The following is a 24,270-nucleotide window of genomic DNA, read 5'->3' on the forward strand; positions in this document are numbered from 1 at the left end:
CCCCAAAGGCCGGCCCGCGCCCGACCTGGAGGGCGCGTGTGCAGCGTTTTCAGATGAAACAGCGTCCGTGCTTTTTCATGCTTCATTCACCAAATGAACCTTTCAGCGCGCCCTCCAGGTCGGGCGCACCCCTCAGCGCACAACCGATAGCGAAAACTGTTGGCGGGTGCTTTCACGGCACCCCTCACCCATGAAAATACCCATAAATCGTCTCGGCCAGTTGATCCGATATTCCATCCACAGCCTTCAAATCCGCCAGTGCAGCCCGGCTGACCGCCTTGGCCGAGCCGAAATGCGTCAGCAGCGCCTTTTTCCGCGCCGCCCCCACACCCGGCACCTCATCCAGCGGGGTTGCACTGATGGCTTTCGACCGCTTTGCCCTGTGCGTTCCTATGGCGAATCGGTGCACCTCGTCGCGCATCCGCTGGATGAAATACAGCACCGAGTCGCGATGCGGCAGGGCAAAGGGCCGTGCGCCGGGTTTGTAGAACTCTTCCTTGCCGGCATTGCGGTCCACGCCCTTGGCCACGCCGACAATTGCGACATCCTCCACGCCCAGTTCACCCAGAACATCAGCGACGGCATTGGTCTGTCCGGCCCCGCCGTCGATCAGCAAGAGGTCTGGCCAAACGCCGGTTTCGCGATCCGGGTCTTCCTTCAACAAGCGGGTAAAGCGCCGTTCCAACACCTCGCGCATCATGCCGAAATCGTCCCCGGGGGTCAGATCCTTCGACTTGATGTTGAACTTACGGTATTGCGATTTCTCATAGCCTTCCGGCCCCGCCACGATCATCGCGCCCACCGCATGTGCGCCCTGAATGTGGGAGTTGTCGTAGACCTCAATCCGGCGCGGTGCGGCGTCCAGATCCAGCGCCTCGGCCAATCCGGCCAGCAGTTTGGCCTGACTGGCGCTTTCCGACATTTTCCGCGCCAGCGCCTCGCGGGCGTTGCGCGCCGCCCCTTCGATCAGCACAGCCTTTTCACCGCGCTGGGGGACCAGAACCTCCACCTTGCGGCCCAGCTTGGCGGTCAGCGCCTCTTGCAACAGATCGGGATTTTCAACGCTATGGGACATCAGAACCTGCCGGGGCGGGGTTTTGTTGTCGTAGAACTGCACCAGAAACGCCTCCAGCACCTCGGCCGGGTCGATATCGGCGCCGGTGCGCGGGAAATAGGCGCGGTTGCCCCAGTTCTGATTGGCTCGGATAAAGAAGACCTGCACGCAGGCCTGTCCCTGATCCTGATAAAGGGCAACGACATCCGCCTCGGCGACGCCCGCCGGGTTGATGCCCTGCACGCCCTGCACATTGGTCAGCGCCTTGATCCGGTCGCGCAATGCGGCGGCGCGTTCGAATTCCATCGCGGCAGAGGCGTCCTCCATCTGCCGCGCCAGATCAGTCTGCACGCGGGTTGTCTTTCCCTCAAGAAACCGCACGGCATCGTGGACATCTCCGGCATAGTCCGCCGCGCTGATCTTGCCGACGCAAGGGCCAGAGCAACGCTTGATCTGAAATTGCAGGCATGGGCGGGTGCGGCTTTCGAACATCGCGTCAGAGCAATTGCGCAGCATGAACGCCTTTTGCAGCTGGTTCAGCGTGCGGTTCACCGCCCCGGCCGAGGCGAAGGGCCCAAAATACCGCCCCTTGGTCTTTTTGGCCCCACGATGCTTTTGCAAGGCGGGGAACTCATGATCAGACGGCACCAGAATATTCGGAAAGCTTTTGTCGTCACGCAGCAGAACATTGTAGCGCGGTTTCAGCTGCTTGATCAGGTTCTGCTCCAGCAGCAGCGCCTCTGTCTCGGTCTCGGTCGTCAGGAACATCATCGAGGCGGTGGCCGAGATCATTCGTGCGATACGGGCGGAATGCCCGGTTGGTTTGGCATAGGATGCCACACGTTTTTTCAGGCTGCGGGCCTTGCCGACATACAGCACCTCACCCTTGTCGCTGAGCATGCGGTAGACGCCGGGCGAATTGTCCAGTTGACGCAGATAGCCCTGGATCACCAGATAGCCGCACGGCACATCCGGTGTATCAGCGGCGATACCCTCCTCGACGAAGGCGGGTGCGGTTTTGTCTTGTTCGACCATGTCTGATCTTGTGCGTGATTCTGGGCCCGGCTGCAATCTCACGCCATGGAGATCAAGGTTTATCCTATCCACCATTTCTGTGGATAACCTTGTTCATAAAGATAGGCCCGTCAGAATTATATTAAGGATTCAAGGGGGGTTATCACATTGCCTATTTTTTAGGCATTCCCGTAAGTCATTAATTATAAATAGAAATAAAAAAGTCGACTTGCTCTGTTAAGAGGTATTGACGGTTTTATTACAGCGCAATTAACGATTCGTGAGGCGTGGACAGATTGTGGCAAGATCGTGTCGCGCACCCAAATGTGAACCTATTCAACTCCCAGTATATCTGGTGTTCGCCATCCAAGGTGCTGCCCCCCGTCAATGCACAAAAGCTGCCCGGTCAGGGCAGGGCTTTCCACAATAAACCGTAAGGTCCGCGCGATATCCTCGGAGTCAGCCCCACGTTGCAGGATCGTCGCAGCGCGCTGGGTCTGGAAATGCGCTTCGCTTTGTCGTGCGCCTTGCAAAGTTGGGCCGGGGCCGGTGGCATTGACCCGGATCGACGGGGCCAGTGCCTGGGCACTGGTACGGGTCAGGGTCCACAGCGCAGACTTGGCCAGCGTATAGGTCATAAACTCCGGCGTCAGCTTGCGGACGCGCTGGTCTATCATATTGATGATATTGGCATTGGCGGTCACGTCGCCTGCTATGCCCTGCGTTGCGTCGGGCACTTGCCGGGCGAAAGCCTGACTCAGCAGAAACGGCGCTTTGAGGTTCGAGCCGATATGCCGGTCCCAGCTTTCCAGCGTCGCGGACTGAAGTGTGTCATATTCAAAGATGGAGGCATTGTTAACCAGCAGGGTCAATGGCCTGCCCAGCGCCTCGGCCGCCTGACCAACCAGTGCCAAGGTGGCACTGTCGTCCAGAAGATCAGCGGATAGAGCCACCGCACAGACACCCATCGCCTGCAACTCCGCCACTGTTGCATCGGCCTCTGCCGCACTTCCGTAATAGTGGATCGCGATGTCGAACCCCAATCGGGCAGCCTCAACCGCCATTGCGCGGCCGAGCCGTTTGGCACCTCCGGTGATCAGGGCTGCGCCGGTCATCTGATTGGCCTCCGCGTCAGAACAGCATCCAGATATAGATCACATATGCCGCCACAAAGGCCAGACCCACGGGGCGGGTCATGCTGGCACGGAAAAGGGTAAACGGGATCAGGATGAGCGTTGCGGCCAGCATCACCCAGATATCCACTCGCAGCATCTCGGGGCTAAGGGGCAGCGGGGCGAAAAAGGCGCCGACCCCCAGAATGCCCGCCAGATTGAACATGTTGGATCCAAGAACATTGCCGATGGCCACATCCGCCTGACGGCGCATGGCCGCCATCACGGTTGTCGCCAACTCAGGCAGCGAGGTGCCCAGCGCAACAAGCGTCAGCCCGATAACCGCATCCGAGACACCCAGTTCCCGCGCAACACCTGTGGCCCCTTCGATCAGCAAATGCGCCCCAACCGGCAGGCCGATCAATCCAAGCACCAGCAGGGTCAGCGTTTTGGGCATCGGCATATCAGCCTCGTCCACGTCGATCTCTTCTGCCAGGGCCGAGGATCGGGCGCGGCTGGCCGACCAGGCCGCATGGCCCAGCATGGCAACCAGCATGGCCAGCAGCACCGTCCCATGGGCATAGTGCAGCGGCCCAAGGAAACACAGCGCGATAAACACCACCGACACAGCAACCACCTGCATATAAGACATGCGGGTATCACAGGCCGCCGTCTGCAGACCAAAGATCAGCGCAGGCACCCCAAGCACCAAAAGCACATTGGCGATGTTTGAGCCGATGACATTTCCAAGTGCCAGCCCAGGCAGCCCCTCAAGCGCGGCTTGTGTCACGATCAGCAGTTCAGGCGCAGAGGTGCCGAATGCGACCACCGTCAGGCTGATGATGATGGCTGGTATCTGCAACCGCAGGCTAAGCGATACGGCACCGCGCACCAGCAAATCCCCGGCAATCAGCAGGATGACAAGGCCTGCGGCGGAATAAGCAAGATCAGTCAACGGCATCGTCATCTCACCTTTTGTCGGCTTTGTAGCCGCAGTTACAGGTCGTGCCGGGCAGCACATAGCTGCGGCATTTGGGGCATTTAATCGCCTTGGGCACACTTTTCTGCGCGGATTTTCCAGGCAGTTTCGGCATTCGCAATCGCCCAAAGATCGCCAGAACGGCGATGCCGATCAGGAAAAAACTGACCGCCTTGAGGATCAAAGGCCAAACCGGGCCCAGGCGGCCCGGTCCTCGATCGCATTCACCATGTCGCCCGCACTTAGCCCAAAGCGCGCCATCAGTCCGCGCTTGGGTTTGCTGACGCTAAAGCGGGTCTTGTCGCCGAATTTCTCTTTCATCACCGGCACCAGATGCCCGATGCCATCGGCCAAGCCGGCATCAATTGCTTCCTGCCCAAGAAACACCTCGCCCGTGAACAGATCCCGATCCGCCAGCTTGTCGCCGCGCCGTGCTTTGACCTGGGCGATAAACGCATCATGAATAGTCTTTTGCAGCTCGGTCAGCCGCGCCACATCTTTTTCACGCTCGGGGCGGAACGGATCCAGCAGGCTCTTATCCTCGCCCGCCGTGTGGACCCGGCGTTCGATGCCATGCCGTCCGATCAGCTCATGCAGGCCAAATCCGGCATAGATCACACCGATGGACCCAAGGATCGAACTGTCATCCGCGTAAATCTCATCTGCCGCCGTCGCCAGCCAATAGCCGCCCGAGGCTGCAACATCCTCGCAAAACGCGTAAACCTTCAGCCCTTTCTCCTCCGCCAGACGACGGATGCGCGCCGCAATCAACGAGGATTGCACAGGTGAGCCGCCCGGCGAATTGATCGCAAGGGCGATCGCCACAGGTTTGCCGCGAAACGCCCGTTCAATCACCGGAGCAATGAGGGCATCGGACAGGGAAGCCGATCCCGCCCGGCCGCCCGCAGCAATAACGCCGTCCAGCCGGATCACCGACACACGCGGACCTTTTCGGAAGATGTCTTTCAGGGAACCCATGGCGGCTGACTTAAGGTGGCAGCCGCCACTTAGCAAGACCACCCGGTCAGGGATTTTTTCACGCTGCGTCCGGGGCACATCTGCGTGAAACCGCTTGACCCGCGCGCGTGGGTACGCTGTCTGGCGACATGGACAAGACACTTCCGCTTGCAAGCCTGCGCGTTCTGGAACTGGCGCGCGTACTGGCCGGCCCCTGGATCGGGCAAACTCTGGCCGATCTGGGCGCAACCGTCATCAAGATCGAGGGCCCCAAGGGCGACGAGACCCGGCATTGGGGACCGCCCTATGCCCCCAATGGGCAGGCCACCTATTTCCAGTCCTGCAATCGGGGCAAGCATTCGGTCATTGCCGATTTCAACAATGCCGAGGATCTGGCGATGATCCGCGGCTTGGCAACTGAGGCAGATGTGCTGGTGGAGAATTTCAAGGTGGGCGGGTTGACCAAATTTGGTCTGGATTATCCGACGCTGTCTGCCAGCAATCCAAGGCTGATCTATTGTTCGGTCACCGGCTTTGGCCAGACCGGCCCCATGGCGCATCTGCCCGGGTATGATTTCATCATTCAGGGCATGGCGGGCGTGATGGACCTGACCGGCACGCCGGATGGTCCGCCGATCAAGACCGGGATTGCACTGGCGGACCTGTTTACCGCCATGTACGGCCTTGTCGGGATCCAGGCGGCCCTGATCCAGCGCCAGACAACCGGGCGCGGGCAGCATATTGACATGGCGCTATATGACAGTCTGGCCGCCATGCTGGGCAATCAGGCCAGTGCCTATCTGATGACCGGCAAAAGCCCGGCACGTCTGGGCAACACCCATCCCTCGATTGTGCCTTATGAGGTCTACGATGCCTCCGACGCCCCGCTGATCATCGCGTGTGGCAATGATGGGCAGTTTCAGCGGCTATGTGCGGCGCTGGGGACGACCTGGCATGAGGACCCGCGTTTTGCCACCAATCCCAAGCGCCTGGAAAACCGCACGCAGCTTTCCGCCATGATGGCCGAGGCTGTCGCAGCCCGCACCCGCAGCGATGTGCTGCAGGCGATGGAAGCAGCAGGCGTTCCGGCTGGCCCGATCAACAGCGTCGCAGATGCGCTGGACAATGATCATGTCACGGCACGCGGCCTTGTGCGCAGCTATGGCGACACCCGCGCGGTTGCATTGCCGATCAGCGCAACAGGGATGGCTAAAGCAGAACTCGATGCGCCGCCCGCGCTTGATCAGCATGGCGATGCTGTCCGTCAGCAGGGTTGGAAGGCCGTTGACCCTGACCAAGATCGTTAAGAAATTCTGCCGTCCAGTCCAGCTCTGTATCGCTGAGTTCCTGGCCGCCATTGTGCATTCTGATGCTCAACCTTGCGCCTGCATCGCGCAGCCCATCGGCAAGTTTTCGTGTCCATTGCGCCGGGGCAACCGGGTCAAGCGCGCCGCCGGTGATCAGCATGCGATAGTCTGACAGATTGGGCCGGTTTTCGACAAAGACGGGCAGCGTCGGATGCCATGCAACAATGCGGGTTATCGGACAGGTCCCGGTCAGCACAAGATGGGTCAAAAGGCTGGCCCCATCATGATACCCGATCGCGGTCGCATTCTGCAGGTCAATCCCCGCATGGTCGATGGCCCAATGCAGGGACGAGGCAACATCCTGACACCGTGAGATAAGGTCACCCTGGTCGCGCGGCCCCAGCGCCTGCTGGCGAAAGGCTGATTGCGGTTCGGGATTGTCCAACACCAGAAGGGAGGCCTGCGAATCCACTCGCTGACCCAGCGCTGTCATATCGTGCCGATCAGTGCCGCCACCGGGCAACAGGATCAACGTGCGAGCGGATGTGCCAGGGATAAATGCGTAGCCGGGGGGTTCTGCTGTCATGACCGTGCCCTTTGGAAGGGTGTAGCTGCGGCCTGCGGAGCCCGTACGACAGATTTGCTAAACATGACAGTTTCTTTCTTTCCTTTGTGCCCCACCAGAGTGATTGCTGATCATCTGGGCAAAAGCGTGATCGAAACCGCACGAATTTAGGTCATTTCTGGGAAGCCAAGCCGGGGGCGTTATCCTTCTGCCTCAAAACGTCGGAGATGGCAGCGCCCCGGTCAATCACACGACACGAAGACAGGCTTTCGGCAACGAACCAGTCCAGACGGTCTCGGTCACTTTTATTGTGATCGCGGCCTCATCGGGCGCGGTTTCAGCTTTACGCAGGTAACCGGTACCGATTGAAAAACCACGAGTGCTTGGCGGAAACTCGTATGCAACCGCATTCAGAAAGATACCTCACCAAGTGCTGAGTGAGGGAAGTAGGGTGGGTTTAAACCCACCCTACCAAATCTTAACCATCCTATTGCCATGATACCCGCATGCCTTCGTATCGCAGATGGCGCCAGCCAGGCGCATCCTATTTCTTCACCGTCGCACTCGAACAGCCCGGGTCCGATTTGCTGATCCGCGAAGTAAGCCTTCTTCGCCACTGCATTCACGCACTGCTGATCGATAGCCCGATGCGGATTGATGCCGCGGTCATTCTTCCAGATCATCTGCATATGGTCTGGACACTTCCAGCAGGCGATTCTGACTATCCGAAGCGCTGGAAACGCATCAAATCTGAGTTCACCCGTAGATCCGGACTGTCAGGCAAGCCCAATGCCAGTAAACGCCGCAAAGGGGAAAAAGGGCTCTGGCAGCGCCGGTACTGGGAGCACCTGATCCGGGACGAGAACGACTTCGCCCGGCATGTCGAATATTGCTGGTACAATCCGGTGCTGCATGGATATGTAAAACGCGCGGTGGACTGGCGCTTTTCATCCTTTCACCGTGAACTGGCAAACGGGGTTGTCAAAGAAGACTGGGGCACGGATGTAGGGTGGGTGAAACCCACCGATACCGGGTATTTTGGAGAGCCGAAGTCAAAGGTGGGTTGCACCCACCCTACGGGATCACCGTCACAACCGGTGCTTCTTCGGCCGTCTGATCCTCGAACTCGAATGTCTCCAGGCGCCCGGACCGCCGGCCGATCTTGTCAGCGGATGTCTTGATTTCCCGCAGATCTTTCGCTGCGAGGCCAAAGTGGCGGTCAAGATTGCCAACGCGGGTCTCCAGGCGTTCAACATCTTTGGTCAGCAGTGAAAGTTCACGCCGGATCGCCCCGGCCTGCTCACGCATCTGCGCATCTTTGAGAATGGCGCGCATCGTGTTCAGCGTGGCCATGCAGGTTGTTGGCGAAACGATCCAGACGCGCGCCTCGAAACCTTTGCGAACCAGATCAGGGAAATTCGCGTGCAGTTCGGCATAGACCGCCTCAGACGGCAGAAACATCAGCGCGCCGTCTGCGGTTTCGCCGTCAAGAATATACTTCTCTGCAATCGCGCGGATATGCGCGCGCACCGCACCGCGCATCAGCCGTGCGGCCTCTTTCAGCTCGGCTTCTGTTACAGATCGCACCAGCGCCTCATAGGGTTCCAGCGGAAACTTTGAATCCACGACGATCGGACCGGGCGGGTTCGGCAGGTGGATCAGGCAATCCGCCCGCTTGCCATTCGACAGCGTAGCCTGAAAGGAATAAGCGTTCGGTGGCAGTGCCTTGGACACAATATCCTTCAACTGAATCTCGCCAAAGGCCCCGCGGGTTTGTTTGTTGGACAGAATATCCTGCAGCGACAGCACATCCCCCGACAGCTTCTCTATATTGCTCTGCGCCTTGTCGATGGTTGCCAGCCGTTCCTGCAGTTCGGTCAAGGACCGCGTGGTGCGCACATTGGTGCCATGCAATGTGTCGGCCATGCCGCGCTGCATCTCTTCCAGTCGCTGTTCCATGGTCTGAACCATCTGCAACTGCGCTTTGGCCTGCGCTTCGGATACATGCGCCAGCCCGCCGCTCAGCTGCTGCTGCCCGTCACCCAGCCGCTGTACGATCTGGCCCAGCGCGTTTATCTGCTGGCTCAGCGGCTCCGAGGCCGCTGTGGCCCTGCGCCCTGCTGATCGGATCGCCAGGACAATGGCCAGAACCAGCATGAAAAACAAAGCCAGCGCGACCCCGCCAGCGATGATAAGTGGGCGATCAAAATAATAGATGGTTCCGCCAATCTCGATCATGTGCGGCCAAACAGCTTTTCAATGTCCGCCAAGGCCAGCGAGACATAGGTGGGGCGACCGTGGTTGCACTGCCCGGAATGAGGTGTGGCCTCCATCTCGCGCAGGAGTGCGTTCATCTCAGGTGCTGTCATTCGGCGTCCGGTCCGCACAGACCCGTGGCAGGCGATCCGCGACAGAATGGCGTCGATGCGCGACTGAACCGTGTCGGTTGTTCCCAGATCCGACAACTCGTCCGCGATATCCCGTATCAGGCCGTGGGCGTCAATCTGCCCAAGGATCGCAGGGGTTTCCCGCACGCAGATCGCACCCGGCCCAAACGCCTCAAGGATCAGACCCATCTGCGCCAAGGGTTCAGCCGCCTCAAGCAGACGCACAACTTCATCCTCGGCCATCTCAACGATTTCGGGGATCAGCAAGGCCTGAGACGGCACGCCCGATGCGGCCATACGGGCCTTTAACGTCTCGTAAGTCAGACGTTCATGGGCTGCATGGGCGTCTACAATCACAATGCCGTCTGCCGTCTGCGCCAGGATGTAGTTCTCATGCATCTGCGCGCGCGCTGCACCCAATGGCAGGGCAAGCGCGTCGTCAGGCTCTGCGGAGCCCTCCTCCGCGCTTGGCACGGGTTCCATCCGTGCCGAGGTCCAACCTGATCCGGTAGCTTCGGCAAAACCGGAAGGGCGCGCGGGGCGCTCCATCTGATAAACGGGCGCAACGGGGCGTTCGGGCTGAAACACACCTAAAGCGGCATCCGCAACGGTCGAGGACGCCCGGTGTCCGGCACCGGCCAGCGCGTGGCGCAGGGCCGATACGATCAATCCTCGGACAACACCAGGCTCGCGGAAGCGCACCTCTGCCTTTGCGGGATGGACATTCACGTCGACATGCTCGGGTTCCAAGTCAATGAAAAGGGCTGCCGCCGGATGCCTATCACGGGACAGAAAATCGCTATAGGCGGCGCGAAGGGCCCCGATCAGCTGCTTGTCGCGCACCGGGCGTCCATTGACGAAAAAGAACTGTGACACCGCCGCCCCGCGCGAATAGGTCGGTAAGGCTGCCAACCCCCAAAGGCGGATATCCTCTCGTGTGGCATCAATGGTAATCGCGTTGTCGGTGAAGTCCCGGCCCAGAATGGTGGTCAGCCGTCCGCGGAGTTGATCTGCCTCGCTGCCCGGCTCGGGATCGGCCCGAAATCTAACCCGCCCCTCACCGCCATCGGTAACGTCGCGCAGGGTAAAGCCGGTCTGCGGTGCCGCAATAGCCAGCCTGCGCACGATATCGCCAATTGCCTGCGCCTCGGCTTTGTCGGAGCGAAGGAATTTGAGACGCGCCGGTGTCGCGTGAAACAAACCGCGCAGTTCAACCACGGTGCCCGGACCAAGGGCGGCAGGCTGCACTGCCTCCACCCGCCCGCCATCGACGGTCAGGCGCGCGGCCTCTGCCCCCTTCGCGCGGGAGGTCACCGTTAACCGGCCCGCAGCCCCCAGCGAAGGCAATGCCTCGCCCCGAAAACCGAAGGTATGGATATTCAACAGGTCCGACCCATCAATTTTGGAGGTCGCATGCCATGAGACCGCAAGCGGCAGTTCATCAGCAGGTATGCCCCAGCCATCATCGGTCACCCGGATCAGCGTCTTGCCGCCATCGGCATAGGCAATGTCGATACGCCGCGCGCCCGCATCCAAGGCGTTCTCAACCAGTTCCTTGATGGCCGAGGCGGGACGCTCCACCACCTCGCCCGCCGCGATGCGGTTGGCGGCGGCATCATCCAGTTGCCGGATCGGACGGCGGTCGTCCAAATTCATGATATGGGGGGCTTCGGCGCTCATTCCACCAGGGATAGCAGGTCAGTCTCGATTCTGCCACATATATCGCCTTAGCGTGACTGGCTTAGCTCATGCTGAAAGCAACACCATTTTGGCACGGGACGCATCAGATCAGCAATTCAATGTCGGTTTCGTCAGGGTGCCGCCCAGCCCCTGTAAGCATCGCATGAACCTGCCCCCGGTGATGAGTCTGGTGGTTGAACATATGCGTGATCAACAGCCAATGAGGCTCAGCGATAGCCTCTCCACCGGCATTCGGCTTACGATCAAGATCGCTTTGCTTAAGAGCGTCTGCCCAAGTGATAATCTTCAGGTCAGTATCAACTCGCAATGCACACATGGCCTGCCAGTCAACGATCCAATCCGGTGTTTTATCGCCGCGCGCGGGTGGCATCCGCCAGCCGTCGAACCGAGACATCCAAATGTGGTCCGCGGTCAGCACATGGCACAAAGTTCGATGGATCGACTTGAAATAGGCCCCTCTGGCCTGCCGCCGTTCCTGATCGGTCAGACATCCGGCCTCCCGGTATAGGCTTTGGTTTTGGCGGGTATTGTACCGCGCGAAGTTACGGATGTAGTCGACCGAGATCATTCTGCTTCACCTTTGGTGCCTCGCAGCGGTATCGCGCGCAAAACGCCGACTCACTCCGAGCTTAGCCCCTCGGGCTGACCAACCACCACAAAGCGAAGCTTTTCAGGTTTGAACAAGCTGCGGGCCACCTCATTCACCTCTTCAAGGGTCAGGGCGTTCATCTCGTCATTTCGGGTGTCGATATAGTCGATTGGCAGATCGGCGATCTGCATACCGACAAGACCCGCAGCAATCTGTCCATTGCCGCTGAAACGGAGCGGATAGGCACCGGTCAGATAGCGTTTGGTGGCGGCCAGTTCGTCCTCGGTAATACCCTCGCTGGCGATCTTGCGCCATTCTTCGCGCACCAGATCGACCACTTCGGCCATGCTCTCATTCGCACTGGCGACGGAGCCTGCATAAGTATCGCCATATTCCCCCGAGCCTAAATAGGTATAGATACCATAGGTCAGGCCGCGCTTTTCCCGCACCTCGGTCTTGAGGCGGGAATCAAGGCCGGAGCCGCCCAAAATCTCGCTCAGGACATAGGCTGCCATAAAATCGGGGCTGTCGCGTTCGATACCGGAATGCCCGAACAGCGCCACCGATTGCGGCGTTTCAAGCGGAACGACGTCGATATCGGCGGCCTCCACGACCTGCGCTTTCACGGGCAAGTCCGGGCCATCCTCGGGCAGATCGCCAAGCAGCCTGTCCAGCATAGGGCCGACTTCCTCAGGGGTGATGTCACCGACGACACCGACAACCACACGGGACCGCACCATTGCATTGCGATGGGCGGTAACGATATCCTCGCGTGTCAGGGCGGTGACGGTCTCAATTTTACCATCTGAGGCGCGCGAATAGGGGTGGTCGGCAGGGTAGGACAGTTCCGAAAAGCGGCGGCCCGCAATCGCATTCGGGTCAGTGCTGTCCGAGCGCAGGTTGCTGAGGACCTGCCCTTTAACCCGGTCAAACGCCACCTGGCCAAATGTCGGCTCTGTCAGGGCCCCGGCCAGCAGATCAATGCTGGCATCGCGATTTTCCGACAGCATGGTTGCCGAGACAGACACGCCATCCCGGCGCGCATCATAGGCAAATCGCGCGGCCAGATCCTCGGCCGCAGCGGCGAATTCGGTGGTCGTCAGGTCGCGGGAGCCCTCCTCAATCAGGCCCATCATCAGGTTGGTTGCGCCGATCTTGTCGGCAGGGTCAAGCGCCGTCCCGCCCCGAAACTCGATCTCAAGTGCGATCATCGGGATAGAGGGTTCGGAAACAACCCACGCGGTTATTCCGCCCTCGGACGTGACCTCAACAATTTCCATTGCGCGGACAGGCAGCGCGGCAAGAAGACAGCACGCTATCAAAAAGGTGCGGATCATTGGGTCGTCTCCTTCTGCGGCGCGGTCAGATAGCCGGTAACTGACTGCCGAATATCGAAAACATCGCGGGCGGCTTGCATCATGTCGTCGATGGTGACCGACTGGATGACATCCGGCCAATCCTGCACATCCTGCACCGTCAAACCGGTGGTCAGCGCCTCGCCATATCGGCGGGCGCGGCCCTGCTGGCTGTCCAGTGCATAGATCATGTCCGCCTTGATGGCGCGTTTGACGCGGTCGAAATGCGCCGGGTCGGGGCCAGTTTCAAGGAACCTGGCGATAGCAGCATCCATGCCTGCCTCAGCCTCATCCAGAGACACATCCTGCCCGGGCACGATATAGATGGTGAAGGTCGTCGGATCGAGCGCCTGACCGCGATAACCCGCACCAGTGCTGACGGCGATCTTTTCTTTCAGCTCAAGTTCTTGCGTGAAGGTGGACGTGATGCCCGAGCCCAGGATTTCAGCCAGAAGCGTCAGGGCCGCAGCCTGTTTCTGATCCCCCGCCTTGCGCTGGGGCGCGAGATAGGTGCGAACCATATAGGGCGTTCGCACCCTTTCATCCTCAAACACCATTCGGCGGGCCGAGACCTGCGGCGGCTCCTGCGGGCGCACCCGTTTTGGCAAGGTTTCTGAGGCAGCAATCGGTCCGAAATACTGTTTCGCCAGTGCCTCAACCTCTGCCGGGACAACATCGCCAGCAACAACCAGGATCGCGTTGTTCGGCGCATAATGCTTGCCATAAAAGTCGAGCGCATCGTCCCGGGTCAGGTCCTCAATCTCGTGCCGCCAGCCAATGATCGGGCGGCCATAAGGATGATTGAGAAACTGGGCCGCCATACGGTGTTCCGAGAACAGCGAGCCGGGGTCACTGTCGGTACGTTGATTGCGTTCCTCCAGCACCACGCCAAGTTCGGGTATCACAACCTCTTCGGACAGAACCAGATCCACCATACGGTCCGCTTCCATCTTGATCACAAGCTCCAGCCGGTCCTTGGCAATGTTCTGGAAATAGCCGGTATAATCGAATGAGGTGAAGGCGTTATCCCGCCCACCATTCTGGGCGATGATCTCGGAAAACGCGCCTTCGGGGATTTCATCTGTGCCCTTGAACATCAGGTGTTCAAGATAATGCGCAATGCCTGACTTGCCCTGCACCTCATCCGCCGACCCAACCTTGTACCAGACCATATTGGTAACCACCGGCGCGCGATTGTCGACGATGACAACCCCCTGCAGCCCGTTATCAAGCATGAAGGTATGGACATCCTCGCCCGCCAAAACAGGCAGGGGCAGCAATGTCAGGACGAACAAGAAAAATCGGCGCATCACAGATCCTTTTCAGTCGATGGCAAAGATATAGGCATCGACGGCGGAAACGCCAGTTGACGTTTTCGTCAGTTATCGAAGGGCGGCATGGCTGGAACCTTCACGCCGCGGGCGCGCAGGCGCAAAAGCTCCTCGCGGGCATCAAGAATCACTGGGCGATAGATAATCAGGTCGTTGGAGCGGCCAAAGAGACGCTCTAGCAAACGGCCACGGTTGTTTTTGCGGAACACGCGATCTTCGGTGGCCAATGTGCCCCGGATCGACGGATCAATGCCGTTTCGTGCCGCAGCTGAGATCAGCGCGTTATCCGATCCCGAGGCCGCAGCGCGTGTCGGACGGCCAGTCAGCGCCACCAAAGCGTCAGCCTCGGGCGTCAGATCCGTGCGGTTTGGCGCGCCAGGCGTAGGTGCGGGCAGTGCGGCCAGATCTTCGGGCAATTCCAGCGGTTTCTGCGGCAAAACGGCAAACTCATCCGGTGCCTGCACCGATGTCAAACCAACACGGTCGATTAACGGGCGATCATCGCCATTGTTGCCACATGCGGTCAACGCTGCGGTCGCACAAAGCGGGATCAGGAAACGCAAAAAAGACATCATGGAATACCCTACTCCTTGGCCTTGTCTCTTAGCGCAGAACATTGCGGAGGTCACGCCTTGTTCTCGGTTTTGCCAGCAAACATGATCAATCCAACCGCGCCAAGGAAAATCGCTACATCGGCAACGTTGAAAGAAAATGGATTGTTGATGCCGCAGCAGGACATATTCAGGAAATCCGCGACAGCGCCGTATTGAATGCGATCCCAGACATTGCCCAGCGCCCCGCCGACAACCAGACCGATCGACAAGGGCACTTTCACCCCTTGTGTACGCAGCCCCCAGACCAGCAGGCCAATGCAGATTACCAACGCCAACCCGACCAGGAACCAGCGGGTAAACTCACTATCGTTGCCACCCAAGCCGAAATTGACCCCTTTGTTCCAGGCCATCACAAAGTTCAGATAGGGCGGCACGACTTCGACCCGTTTCAAGACATCAAGGGTCAGAACCTCCAACACATAGAGCTTTGAAAGGCGGTCGAGGACCAGAATGATCAGGGCAGAGAAAGCTATCAGTCGCATATCAGTGCCGGAAATGCCGCATGCCGGTAAAGACCATCGCCAGACCGGCTTCGTTTGCGGCGGCAATCACTTCGTCATCGCGCAGCGAACCGCCGGGCTGGATCACGCAACTGGCACCAGCTGCAGCGGCCTCCAGCAGACCATCGGGAAACGGGAAGAACGCGTCCGAGGCAACCGCAGACCCTTTGGTCAGCGGCTCGGCCAGGTTCAGGGTTTCGGCCATACGCTCGGCCTTTTTCGCAGCGATCAGCGCACTGTCGACCCGGCTCATCTGCCCCGCACCGACACCCACGGTTGCCTGATTGCGGGCATAGACGATGGCGTTGGATTTCACGTGCTTGGCCACTTTCCAGGCAAACAAAAGGTCGCGCATCTGATCCGGGTCGGGGGCCTTTTCGGTCACAACCTTCAGTTCAGCTTCGGATATCCGGCCCGTATCCTTATCCTGAACCAGAAACCCGCCTGATATCTGGCGCATCATCAGACCCGGCGCAGCCGCATCGGGCAAGGCCTCCGTGGTCAGCAGACGCAGGTTCTTGCGGGCGGCAAAAACCGCAAGCGCCTCTTCCGAGGCGCCGGGCGCTATCACAACTTCGGTGAAAATCTCGGTGATCATCCGCGCTGTGGCTTCATCCAGCGGCTGGTTCAGCGCGACGATCCCGCCAAAGGCCGACACGCGGTCACAGTCAAAGGCCGCCTGATAGGCGTCCTGCAAAGAACCGGCCACCGCAACGCCGCAGGGATTGGCATGTTTGACAATGACGCAGGCTGGTCCGTCTGCGGGATCAAATTCAGCCACCAGCTCAAAGGCCGCATCAGTATCGTTCAGATTGTTATAGCTCAGCTCTTTGCCCTGCCACTGCCGCGCCGTCGCGGCACCGGGGCGGTTTGATCCATCGGTATAGAATGCGGCTGCCTGATGTGGGTTTTCGCCATAGCGCAAGGTCTGCGCCAGTTGCCCGCCAAAGCTGCGGCGACGCGGGGCCTCATCCCCGATCTGGCCGGCCAACCAAGTGCTGACAGCAGCGTCATAGGCCGCAGTCCGGGCATAGGCGGTTTGCGTCAGCCCCTGACGAAAGGCCAGGCCGGGCGCACCATCCGTCGCATCCATCTCGTCCAGAAGCGCAGTGTAATCCTCGACATCCACGATCACTGCGACATGCGCATGGTTTTTGGCCGCAGCACGGATCATGGCCGGGCCACCGATATCGATATTCTCAACACAGGTCTGGTAATCCCCGCCCTGCGCAACGGTCTGCTCAAACGGATAAAGGTTCACGACCAGCAGATCGATCCCGCCGATGCCATGCGTTTGCATCGCTTCTAGGTGATCCGGATTGTCGCGCAACGCCAGCAAGCCGCCATGCACCGCCGGATGCAGCGTCTTGACGCGTCCGTCCATCATCTCGGGAAAACCGGTCAGGTCGGCCACATCCACAACAGGCAATCCGGCCTCGCGCAGCATCTTCGCCGTCCCTCCGGTCGAAACCAACTCAACCTCCCGCGCATGCAGCGCCTGGGCCAGGTCCACCAGCCGTGTCTTGTCGGAAACCGACAAAAGCGCGCGCTTGATGGTGGCAGATTTCTCGGTCATGGCCCCTCCTGAAAGGCAGTGCGGGGGTTTTGCATGCCCCCCGGGGCAAGGTCAATGGGGCTTACGCTGCCGCACAAAACTCCAGCTGATATCAGCCCGGTGGGTTTTGGCCCGCGCACGGACGATGATCTGCCGCATCGGGCGCGGCTCTTCCAAGGTCGGGTCCAGATAGGCGCTGGGTTCGAGCTCCAGTTGCCCACCCTTCTGGCGGAAATTCCACATCTCGCCCCCGGGCAGTTCCAATCGGATCGTGTCAGATTCCCGCAGGAAGGTGACGGTTACATCCGGATGGATGTGGAAATGCAAATTGAGGCTAACCCCCAGTTTTTCCGCGCCCTTGATCCTCTGAGCAAAGCGGCGCTCTGCCTTGGCTTCGGGCGCAAAAAGGACATCTTCGCCATGTGCTTCATACCCTGTGCCGCCAACAAAAAGGCGGCGCTCATGCAGCAGGCCATAACCCTCAAGATAGCCGTCATGGCGGGCCTGCAGCCACATGCCGGTGTGATCTTCGGCCTGACTGACCGTGACCATCGACGGCCGGGATGTCAGCTGTATATGATGCGGGTCCGGCCCGATTGCCCGCGCGGCCAACTGGCTGGATGAGGTCTTATCAAGGGTCAGGGCGCTATGGGACGGCGTGGTGCGTGCCAGCCGGGCCCAGTCATCGCCAAAGGTCTTGTTGGGACCGCAATTGACCACAATCCGGTTGCGCCCCGAAGACATCTCGAACCCAAGGGTCGAGGCACAGGCGGTCAAGGCATATTCCCCTGCTGGTGGCCGGGCGCAATCCATCACTGCCACAAGGCGCGAGGACCGCAGCCGCACGTACCCCATCACGCCTTCGCTATGCGCCCGGTCGCGGATGCGGCTTTCCGCCAGCGCCCGGTCGACCTCGGCCATCGCCCCCCCTGCCCCGCCATGGAAGCGGGCCAGCGTCGCATCGCCCATGCGCAAAGCGCGCAAATTCGGCGCAATCGCTTTGATCGCAGCCCGGTGCGCGGCACCGGCGGGGTGCTCAGCCTCTGCCAGCGCGGCGTTGCTCCAGACAAGGCGTTGGAATACCGCCAGCAGATCATCAGGATTGCGCGATGGCACGGTTCCTGCGGACAGATCACGCGCGCAAATCTGATCCAACGTGGCGACATGGCGCAAAAGCGCGTCGCCAAAGTCCTGGCAGCAGGCCAGCACCTGAATCAGATCACAAAGCGTCAGAACGCGCCGGATCGGATCGGTCAATTGATCCAGTGTCGCATCAAGATACGCAATATGGATGGTCAGCGCGTCGACAACGCGCGCTTCCGAAGCCTCAGGCAGGGATTCCGTTATCAGCTCCGAGTTCATGGTAAGCTGCAGCAAGCGGCGCGCAACGATGTCAGGCTGCCAGCCCGGCCCGCTGCCATTCTCGAACCGGTCGAACCATCCCATCATCCAGCCCATCGCGCGGGCGCGGGCGGATTTTGAGGCCAGCGCCTCGAAATCCGACAGCCAGTCAAAGCTGTGCAGTTTCCGGGCCAGGGTCTTTGAGCCCAGATCAATATCCCAAGGTGTAAGCTCGGTCAGCGGAACCGTTTGGCCGGACAGGACCAGTTTGCCCCGCAAGGCGCTGCGGGCCCTATTGAAATCGCCAAACTCGCGGCGTTTGGGATACCGGTCAAAGCCGGTAAAGGGTGGGACGTCCGTCAGGCTGGCCACGAGCGCACGCGTCTCTGCATCCGCCCGCCGCCGGGTCAGGCGCAAAAGTCGCGATTTCAGCGTCGAAAGCGGGCCTGCCATGTCCTGCCAGTGGTAATTTTGTGTTGCGCTTAGACTATACTGGTTTTTGGGAAAGCTGAATCAGGTTTTTCTGGAAATCGCGCCATAGTTCGGGCGAGCCCTCTTCCCGGCGACAGAAACGCCTCCGGGAGCCTATCTGGAACTGCTTCACTAGGATTATGGTGCGACCGCAATCCTATCGCGTCAGAACAGCGGCAAAAAAGCCGTCCATACCGCCCATATCCGCCCACATATCTGGCCGTGTCCGCAGCATACCTTCGGTGGTCAGCGCACCATCCGGAAGGCCTGCCAAAGCAGCGGGCTGTATCCTCAACCCCTTATGCCTTTGCAACGCTGCCGCAATCTGATCTTCGCCCTCTGCCGGCAGCAAAGAGCATGTAATATATAGCAAACGCCCGCCCGGTTTCAGCCAGCCCAGCGCGCGGTCCAGCAATTGCGCCTGCAACTCCAGCAGCGGTTTCAGATCAGGGTCGGGCCGCACATGCGGCAGATCAGGATGCCGCCGCAGCGTGCCCGAGGCGGAACATGGGGCGTCCAGAACGATCACATCGGCGGGCCCCTCGGGCTGCCAGCGCCGCAGATCCGCCGTGACCATCTGCGCCTTCAGACCAGTGCGCGCCAGGTTTTCTTTCACCCGCGCCATCCGCGCAGCCGAAATATCCACCGCCGTTACATCCGCGCCGGTCGCGGCCAGTTGTAGCGTTTTGCTGCCCGGGGCAGCGCAAAGGTCCAGAACCTGTCCGCTGATCTGCCCCAACATCCTGACCGGCAGCGATGCCGCTGCATCCTGAACCCACCAGGCACCCGTGTCATAGCCCGGCAGACGGGTAATCTGGCCGGATCGGGTCAGGCGCAGACTGCCGGTGGGCAATATCTGTGCTTCCAGCTTTTCAGCCAGATCTTCGGCCTCTGCCGCAATGCGCGGCGTCAAATCCGTCGGCGGCGTGCTCGCATGCACCTGCTCAATCGCGGCGACGGTCTCTGCGCTGACCATCGCACCAAGCGGTCCGCCGATCCAATCCGGCAAAGGTGCGGAGCCCAGATCCCGCCAGATCTCCGGCCCTTCGGTCGCCAAACGCCGCCCTACCGCGTTGACCAGCCCGGCCATACGAACCGTACGTTTGTTGCCACGCATCTGCCGCACAGCAGCATCCACCACCGCATGCGCTGGCACGCCATCCACCAAAAGTTCGTAAGCCGCAATCCGAAGGACATTCAGCACCGCCAGCGGTGGCTCTCGGCTGATAAACTGCGCCAGCAGCACATCAATCGGATGCAAATGGCGCAGCACGCCTGCGGCCAGCGTCTGCGCCCGCGCACGGCCCGACGGCTCCAGATCATCAGAAAGCTGTGCGTCGGACAGCATTTTCTGATCCTCCAGCACTGTATGCAACAGGGCTGCGGCGGCCTTGCGCGGCGCAAGACCCGGCGCGGATTTTGTCTTGGGCGGCATCGCCTCTCCTACATTCGATCCGCCCGTGATGTCAGGCCCGGGCTTGCAGGACAAGCAGTTTCGACGTTATCTGATCCGCAGAGGAGACCCGCATGGCCGATGAAGACACAGTCGAAGCGCGCCGCAAGGCAGCCGCTGCACGCGCCCTGGCTGAAGCAGACGCGCGCCGCAAGACTGCGTCAGACCCTGATCTGCCGCCAGAACTGGGCGGGCGGGATGGCCCGGAACCCACGCGCTTTGGCGATTGGGAAAAGAAGGGCCTGACCTCGGATTTCTGATCTTATTTGGTGACTTCGATCAGGGCGCGCAAATCGGGTGCGGTTTGTTCGTCATAGCCGTTGGTGACCTCCAACGGCGCGGTGCAGGCTGTCAGCGCTGCAGACAGGATGATCAGCGGAAAAACGAGGCGCATGGCATGTTCCTTTGTAATCATGCGATTCTTTTTTGTAAGCAATGCTTACATAGTGTCTGTTGACCCACTTGTAAACAGTGCTTACATGTTTTTAATGGCGACCTCACCTCCACCTTTGAAACGCGGCGATCTGCGCGATGCTTTGATCAGCTACGCGCAATCGGAAACCCTGCAGGGCCGGATCGAAACCATGAGTTTGCGGGCCGCTGCGCGGGATCTGGGCGTGTCATCAGGGGCGGTCTATCGCCACTTCGAAGACAAGGACGCCTTGCTGAAAGAAGTCGTGCACCAGGGGATGGAGGACCTGAAGGCCCGCTTTATCAATATCAGGCCTGAGGACGGTGTCGCCCGCTCCGTCGCCGAGGCAGTGCGGCGGTTTCACGACCTGGCATTGGTCTATTCGCGTTTTGCTGCCGAAAACCCCACGCTTTGGCGGCAAATGTTTGGGCGTATCGGGATGATGTGCCGCGAGGACTACATGAAGGATCCCGAAAATATGCGCTATACGATCATGGATGTCGCGACCGAATGCGCCCGTGACCTTTATCGGATGGGGGCCTTGCCCAGCGATCCCGGCATCTCTGATATTCGCTTTACGTGGAGCGCCATTCACGGTGCTGCTGACCTTGCGCAATCCGGTGCGCGGCTTGATGGGCAGGACATGGTTCAGGTCGCCAGACAAACCACCGAACGATGTCTACTTGCGCTGGGCTGCGCACGTGAAACCATCGACACCTATGCCCCCGCTACGAAATCTTTACCCTGAGACTGTAAACAGGGCAGCCAGAAGCACAGCCAGTGTGCGGAGGCGACCCGATGACAACAAATTCCCTTCTGGTTTTACAGAATGTCGACCGGCGTGAGCGGCGTGGCGTTATGGCAGCATTGGACCTGTCGCAATGCCTGGTATGGTTTGATCCGTATGGGAATATTGTCGATGCCAATCCCAATATCTCGAACCTGCTGGGCTACACGTTGGATGAGCTTAAGGGTATGAATCACTCCGTCCTGATTGGCGAACCGGATATTGCGGCACCGCATTATCAACGCATGTGGGATCGTATCCACGACGGTCATCAGAAAAATGACGAGCGGTCGATCTATGACAGCCACGGCACCGAGATTTGGAGTTCGCTGTCTTATGCTGCAATCAAGAACGACAAAGGCCAGACCCGGCGGGTACTGGCCATTGTGATTGATCTGTCGCCATGGTCTTGGCGCCCCAAGGAACCGCTGCCCTCATGACAGCGTTCCCGGGGGATCGGAAGGATCAGTTGTGAACCGTCACACCAGTGCTTAGCCCACCGCGGGTGCGTCCAGTTTCAAAGTCATGGCTGACCGAGGTGCCCACACGCACGTTGTCACCGATATTCTCGGACCCGCCAACCGACATCAGACAGCCGCTGAGCGAGGTCGCGACCGCAGCGATAGCGGCCAGTTTCAGAGTTGCCTTGGTGGCAGTGATCATGTGTCCCATTTTCATTCTCCGTTCTGTAAACCGGCTGCCGCGTGAACTTGGTATTGAGCAGCCTAACACATATACGTCGCAGAAACTTGACCTAGGGTTCACTTCGCGGAGGTTTGAGCGCGTGAAAACTGCGATACGCCCGAGATAGTGCATTGTATATAAAAACTTTTTATCGCTGTTATTGGCCCTCAAAAATTCGACTTATCGGCACAAAAGCGCTGCATTACTTCGATGAGACATCCTTTCGCGGCCAGCAATGCAGTTGCGCAATTTGTACCGGCAAACTACCAAAAACGGTATGAAAAGACGCGACAACCGTCCATCCCGACCCCCTGTCCACCTGTTTAGACGACTGGCAGCGCAGGTGCTTGGGCGCCATTTATTCCGCGCGTTCCTGTTTCTGCTGATCGGAACCGGCATGGCCCAGGCTCAGTGCCGCATCATCGACCACGAGGGCCGGGAGTATGCGGTCTGCGAAGCCGCCGCAGGCAGTGATTTGCGCCTTTTTCTGAATGACTTCGATGGGTTTTTGTTGGGCGCATTCGCGCGCGTCCAGGCGCATTTGTCTGCCGGCGGCGAAGATTTGGTCTTTGCGATGAACGCCGGCATGTATCATCCGACCTGGCGCCCGGTTGGGCTTTATATCGAGGCCGGTGTTCAAGAAACACCGTTGATCACCCGCGCAGGTCCGGGAAATTTCGGCATGCTGCCAAATGGTGTGTTCTGTATCGGTGAGGCGGCCTTTGCCGTGATCGAAACCCGGTCCTTTGCTGAAACCCCGCCGAAATGCCGCTTTGCGACCCAATCCGGGCCGATGCTGGCGATCGACGGCGCGCTGTACCCGAGGTTTCGCGCCGATGGCACGTCCCGTTTTATTCGCAATGGGGTTGGGGTGACGCAGGATGGGCGGGCGGTCTTCGTGATATCAGAGCAGCCGGTGACGTTTCACAAATTTGCAAGGCTGTTCCGCGATGTGCTGACGACACCGCAGGCCCTGTATCTGGATGGCAGTATTTCCCAGCTATATGCCCCAGACCTAAACCGCGCGGATCTGGGTCTGCCGATGGGGCCGATTGTCGGCCTTGTTGCGCCAAAGAACTGATCGTCCCCTATTGGTTGCACGCCTGCTGTACCGCGACCCAGGCTTGATCGCGCATCACCGGCTTGCCCTCATCGACTTTTGCCGAAAGACCCGCCGCCTGTCCGGGATGGTGCTGCAAAGCGCTTGTGACAAACCCCTTATCTGCCAACCCCCGGTCCGCAAGACCTGCCTGCGCCGCGCTCAGGCGATCCAGCGTTACCTGCACCTCGGCATCGGATATGCTGCGGACCAGGGTCGAGATATCCTCTGCCGATATATCGCCATTCATCATAAAGCGGCCCAGTTGCCCAAGTGGTTTGTCCTGCATAAGCCCCGCCAGCTGCGCCCGGCCATCAGGATCAGCCAGATGCGCCATCAGCACCCAGCCCGCCAGCGCGTCCGGGCTGCGCATCTCGGCCAGAAAATCATCACCAACCAGAATGTCGCCCCCAGGCATGACGGCGAGTGGCGTGGACCCTTTGGCAACCCCAAGACGGCGGTCCAGAGGCAGGTTCAGAACCGTCGCCAGCCGCGCCAATCCCGGAAGATCCCCAGAGCTGGCGCACACTGTACCCAATGAGGCGACGACCTCGCGCCCTATCAACGTCGCCTTTTCCTGAGGGATCAGGTTCAGCGCCTGGGTTCGCAGAAAGCCGGGGCACTTCCAGACGGCCAGCGCGACAAGCCCGAGCAGCGTCAGCAGGATCAGTGACCAGCGGCGCCCCTGCCGCGGAATTGTCAATTGATCCGCCACCTCACGCGCTTCGGCGGTCACCTCGGCAATGGCGGCATTCATCTGAGCATCGTCGATCTGAAGGGTTTCATCGCCCGCCGCATCCAGCGCATAGGCCACCCCCGGCCCACTGCCAACAACGCCAATCGCCGCCAGCGCCCAATGGGTCAGCGGGCGGTCCTGAAAATCGCTGAGAACCAGAGTTGCCTTGCCGAAAGACACAACCACCTCACGCGGTGCGTGTGCACGGCTTTCACGCCATTGGCCTGTCGCCTCCAGCCGGATATATTTTTGCAATGCGGTCATGTA

General features: G+C 59.8%; 25 protein-coding genes. 6 read left to right on the top strand and 19 right to left on the bottom strand.

Features of this window, described 5'->3' with window-relative positions; translation table 11 throughout:
* Window positions 1–184 precede the first annotated feature (184 nt).
* The 5 genes from uvrC to ACW9UQ_RS00210 form a co-directional block, all read right to left on the bottom strand.
* Window positions 185–2,089, bottom strand: coding sequence for an excinuclease ABC subunit UvrC (gene uvrC / locus ACW9UQ_RS00190; protein ID WP_458928968.1), 1,905 nt, complete (start codon window positions 2,087–2,089; stop codon window positions 185–187).
* A 311-nt stretch (window positions 2,090–2,400) separates the two neighbouring features.
* On the bottom strand, window positions 2,401–3,183 hold the full coding sequence (locus tag ACW9UQ_RS00195; RefSeq protein WP_458928969.1) for an SDR family oxidoreductase: 783 nt from the start codon (window positions 3,181–3,183) through the stop codon (window positions 2,401–2,403).
* Window positions 3,184–3,199: 16 nt separating this feature from the next.
* The gene (locus ACW9UQ_RS00200) at window positions 3,200–4,141 is read right to left on the bottom strand and encodes a calcium/sodium antiporter (protein WP_458928970.1); all 942 of its coding nucleotides are present in this window, start codon (window positions 4,139–4,141) and stop codon (window positions 3,200–3,202) included.
* A 7-nt stretch (window positions 4,142–4,148) separates the two neighbouring features.
* A complete protein-coding gene (locus ACW9UQ_RS00205; protein WP_458928971.1) occupies window positions 4,149–4,343 on the bottom strand; it encodes a hypothetical protein in 195 nt (64 codons plus the stop codon).
* The gene (locus tag ACW9UQ_RS00210; protein ID WP_458928972.1) at window positions 4,340–5,137 is read right to left on the bottom strand and encodes a S49 family peptidase; all 798 of its coding nucleotides are present in this window, start codon (window positions 5,135–5,137) and stop codon (window positions 4,340–4,342) included. Before ACW9UQ_RS00210 ends, ACW9UQ_RS00205 begins: the two co-directional genes overlap by 4 nt.
* Window positions 5,138–5,265: 128 nt before the next feature.
* Here ACW9UQ_RS00210 and ACW9UQ_RS00215 point away from each other — a divergent pair, with 128 nt between their 5' ends.
* Entirely contained in the window at window positions 5,266–6,423 is a 1,158-nt protein-coding gene (locus ACW9UQ_RS00215; protein WP_458928973.1) for a CaiB/BaiF CoA transferase family protein, read from the top strand.
* Here ACW9UQ_RS00215 and ACW9UQ_RS00220 read toward each other — a convergent pair.
* On the bottom strand, window positions 6,326–7,009 hold the full coding sequence (locus ACW9UQ_RS00220) for an alpha/beta hydrolase (protein WP_458928974.1): 684 nt from the start codon (window positions 7,007–7,009) through the stop codon (window positions 6,326–6,328). The genes ACW9UQ_RS00215 and ACW9UQ_RS00220 overlap by 98 nt on opposite strands.
* Window positions 7,010–7,494: 485 nt before the next feature.
* On the opposite strand from ACW9UQ_RS00220, the gene ACW9UQ_RS00225 reads away from it, so the two are divergent.
* Window positions 7,495–8,169: an REP-associated tyrosine transposase gene (locus tag ACW9UQ_RS00225; RefSeq protein ID WP_458928975.1), complete on the top strand. Its 675-nt coding sequence runs from the start codon at window positions 7,495–7,497 to the stop codon at window positions 8,167–8,169.
* Here ACW9UQ_RS00225 and ACW9UQ_RS00230 read toward each other — a convergent pair.
* The 10 genes from ACW9UQ_RS00230 to ACW9UQ_RS00275 form a co-directional block, all read right to left on the bottom strand.
* Window positions 8,063–9,226 carry a DNA recombination protein RmuC gene (locus tag ACW9UQ_RS00230; RefSeq protein WP_458928976.1) on the bottom strand — a complete coding sequence of 388 codons (1,164 nt, stop codon included), beginning with the start codon at window positions 9,224–9,226 and terminating at the stop codon, window positions 8,063–8,065. The two genes, ACW9UQ_RS00225 and ACW9UQ_RS00230, sit on opposite strands and share 107 nt — an antisense overlap.
* The gene (gene mutL, locus ACW9UQ_RS00235; RefSeq protein WP_458928977.1) at window positions 9,223–11,055 is read right to left on the bottom strand and encodes a DNA mismatch repair endonuclease MutL; all 1,833 of its coding nucleotides are present in this window, start codon (window positions 11,053–11,055) and stop codon (window positions 9,223–9,225) included. The genes ACW9UQ_RS00230 and mutL overlap by 4 nt, the downstream gene beginning before the upstream one ends.
* Before the next feature lie 103 nt (window positions 11,056–11,158).
* Window positions 11,159–11,644: a DinB family protein gene (locus tag ACW9UQ_RS00240; protein ID WP_458928978.1), complete on the bottom strand. Its 486-nt coding sequence runs from the start codon at window positions 11,642–11,644 to the stop codon at window positions 11,159–11,161.
* 50 nt (window positions 11,645–11,694) lie between these two features.
* Window positions 11,695–13,002 carry a M16 family metallopeptidase gene (locus ACW9UQ_RS00245; RefSeq protein ID WP_458928979.1) on the bottom strand — a complete coding sequence of 436 codons (1,308 nt, stop codon included), beginning with the start codon at window positions 13,000–13,002 and terminating at the stop codon, window positions 11,695–11,697.
* The gene (locus ACW9UQ_RS00250) at window positions 12,999–14,330 is read right to left on the bottom strand and encodes a M16 family metallopeptidase (RefSeq protein WP_458928980.1); all 1,332 of its coding nucleotides are present in this window, start codon (window positions 14,328–14,330) and stop codon (window positions 12,999–13,001) included. The genes ACW9UQ_RS00245 and ACW9UQ_RS00250 overlap by 4 nt, the downstream gene beginning before the upstream one ends.
* Before the next feature lie 68 nt (window positions 14,331–14,398).
* Window positions 14,399–14,923, bottom strand: a complete 525-nt coding sequence (locus ACW9UQ_RS00255; RefSeq protein ID WP_458928981.1) for a DUF3035 domain-containing protein — start codon at window positions 14,921–14,923, stop codon at window positions 14,399–14,401.
* A 53-nt stretch (window positions 14,924–14,976) separates the two neighbouring features.
* Window positions 14,977–15,447 (bottom strand): signal peptidase II, encoded by a 471-nt coding sequence (gene lspA, locus ACW9UQ_RS00260; RefSeq protein WP_458928982.1) that lies wholly within the window; start codon window positions 15,445–15,447, stop codon window positions 14,977–14,979.
* A gap of 1 nt (window position 15,448) precedes the next feature.
* On the bottom strand, window positions 15,449–17,041 hold the full coding sequence (purH, locus tag ACW9UQ_RS00265; RefSeq protein ID WP_458928983.1) for a bifunctional phosphoribosylaminoimidazolecarboxamide formyltransferase/IMP cyclohydrolase: 1,593 nt from the start codon (window positions 17,039–17,041) through the stop codon (window positions 15,449–15,451).
* A gap of 51 nt (window positions 17,042–17,092) precedes the next feature.
* Window positions 17,093–18,814, bottom strand: a complete 1,722-nt coding sequence (locus ACW9UQ_RS00270; RefSeq protein ID WP_458928984.1) for a heparinase II/III family protein — start codon at window positions 18,812–18,814, stop codon at window positions 17,093–17,095.
* Between the two features lie 175 nt (window positions 18,815–18,989).
* Window positions 18,990–20,267, bottom strand: coding sequence for an RsmB/NOP family class I SAM-dependent RNA methyltransferase (locus ACW9UQ_RS00275; RefSeq protein ID WP_458928985.1), 1,278 nt, complete (start codon window positions 20,265–20,267; stop codon window positions 18,990–18,992).
* 92 nt (window positions 20,268–20,359) lie between these two features.
* On the opposite strand from ACW9UQ_RS00275, the gene ACW9UQ_RS00280 reads away from it, so the two are divergent.
* Window positions 20,360–20,545, top strand: coding sequence for a DUF1674 domain-containing protein (locus ACW9UQ_RS00280; RefSeq protein WP_458928986.1), 186 nt, complete (start codon window positions 20,360–20,362; stop codon window positions 20,543–20,545).
* 2 nt (window positions 20,546–20,547) lie between these two features.
* Here ACW9UQ_RS00280 and ACW9UQ_RS00285 read toward each other — a convergent pair whose 3' ends face one another.
* Window positions 20,548–20,679, bottom strand: a complete 132-nt coding sequence (locus ACW9UQ_RS00285) for a hypothetical protein (protein WP_458928987.1) — start codon at window positions 20,677–20,679, stop codon at window positions 20,548–20,550.
* Between the two features lie 94 nt (window positions 20,680–20,773).
* Here ACW9UQ_RS00285 and ACW9UQ_RS00290 point away from each other — a divergent pair, with 94 nt between their 5' ends.
* Together ACW9UQ_RS00290 and ACW9UQ_RS00295 are read left to right on the top strand one after the other, a co-directional pair.
* On the top strand, window positions 20,774–21,445 hold the full coding sequence (locus ACW9UQ_RS00290) for a TetR/AcrR family transcriptional regulator (protein ID WP_458928988.1): 672 nt from the start codon (window positions 20,774–20,776) through the stop codon (window positions 21,443–21,445).
* Between the two features lie 50 nt (window positions 21,446–21,495).
* Window positions 21,496–21,924: a PAS domain-containing protein gene (locus ACW9UQ_RS00295; RefSeq protein ID WP_458928989.1), complete on the top strand. Its 429-nt coding sequence runs from the start codon at window positions 21,496–21,498 to the stop codon at window positions 21,922–21,924.
* 25 nt (window positions 21,925–21,949) lie between these two features.
* On the opposite strand, the gene ACW9UQ_RS00300 is transcribed toward ACW9UQ_RS00295, so the two are convergent.
* Window positions 21,950–22,156: a hypothetical protein gene (locus ACW9UQ_RS00300; protein ID WP_458928990.1), complete on the bottom strand. Its 207-nt coding sequence runs from the start codon at window positions 22,154–22,156 to the stop codon at window positions 21,950–21,952.
* A 409-nt stretch (window positions 22,157–22,565) separates the two neighbouring features.
* Between ACW9UQ_RS00300 and ACW9UQ_RS00305 the strand changes: the two genes are divergently transcribed.
* Complete coding sequence (locus ACW9UQ_RS00305; protein WP_458929039.1) at window positions 22,566–23,249, top strand: phosphodiester glycosidase family protein; 684 nt, start codon at window positions 22,566–22,568, stop codon at window positions 23,247–23,249.
* Between the two features lie 7 nt (window positions 23,250–23,256).
* Here ACW9UQ_RS00305 and ACW9UQ_RS00310 read toward each other — a convergent pair whose 3' ends face one another.
* The gene (locus ACW9UQ_RS00310) at window positions 23,257–24,267 is read right to left on the bottom strand and encodes a hypothetical protein (RefSeq protein ID WP_458928991.1); all 1,011 of its coding nucleotides are present in this window, start codon (window positions 24,265–24,267) and stop codon (window positions 23,257–23,259) included.
* Window positions 24,268–24,270: the final 3 nt, after the last annotated feature.

The sequence above is a fragment of the Halovulum sp. GXIMD14793 genome (assembly GCF_054457435.1).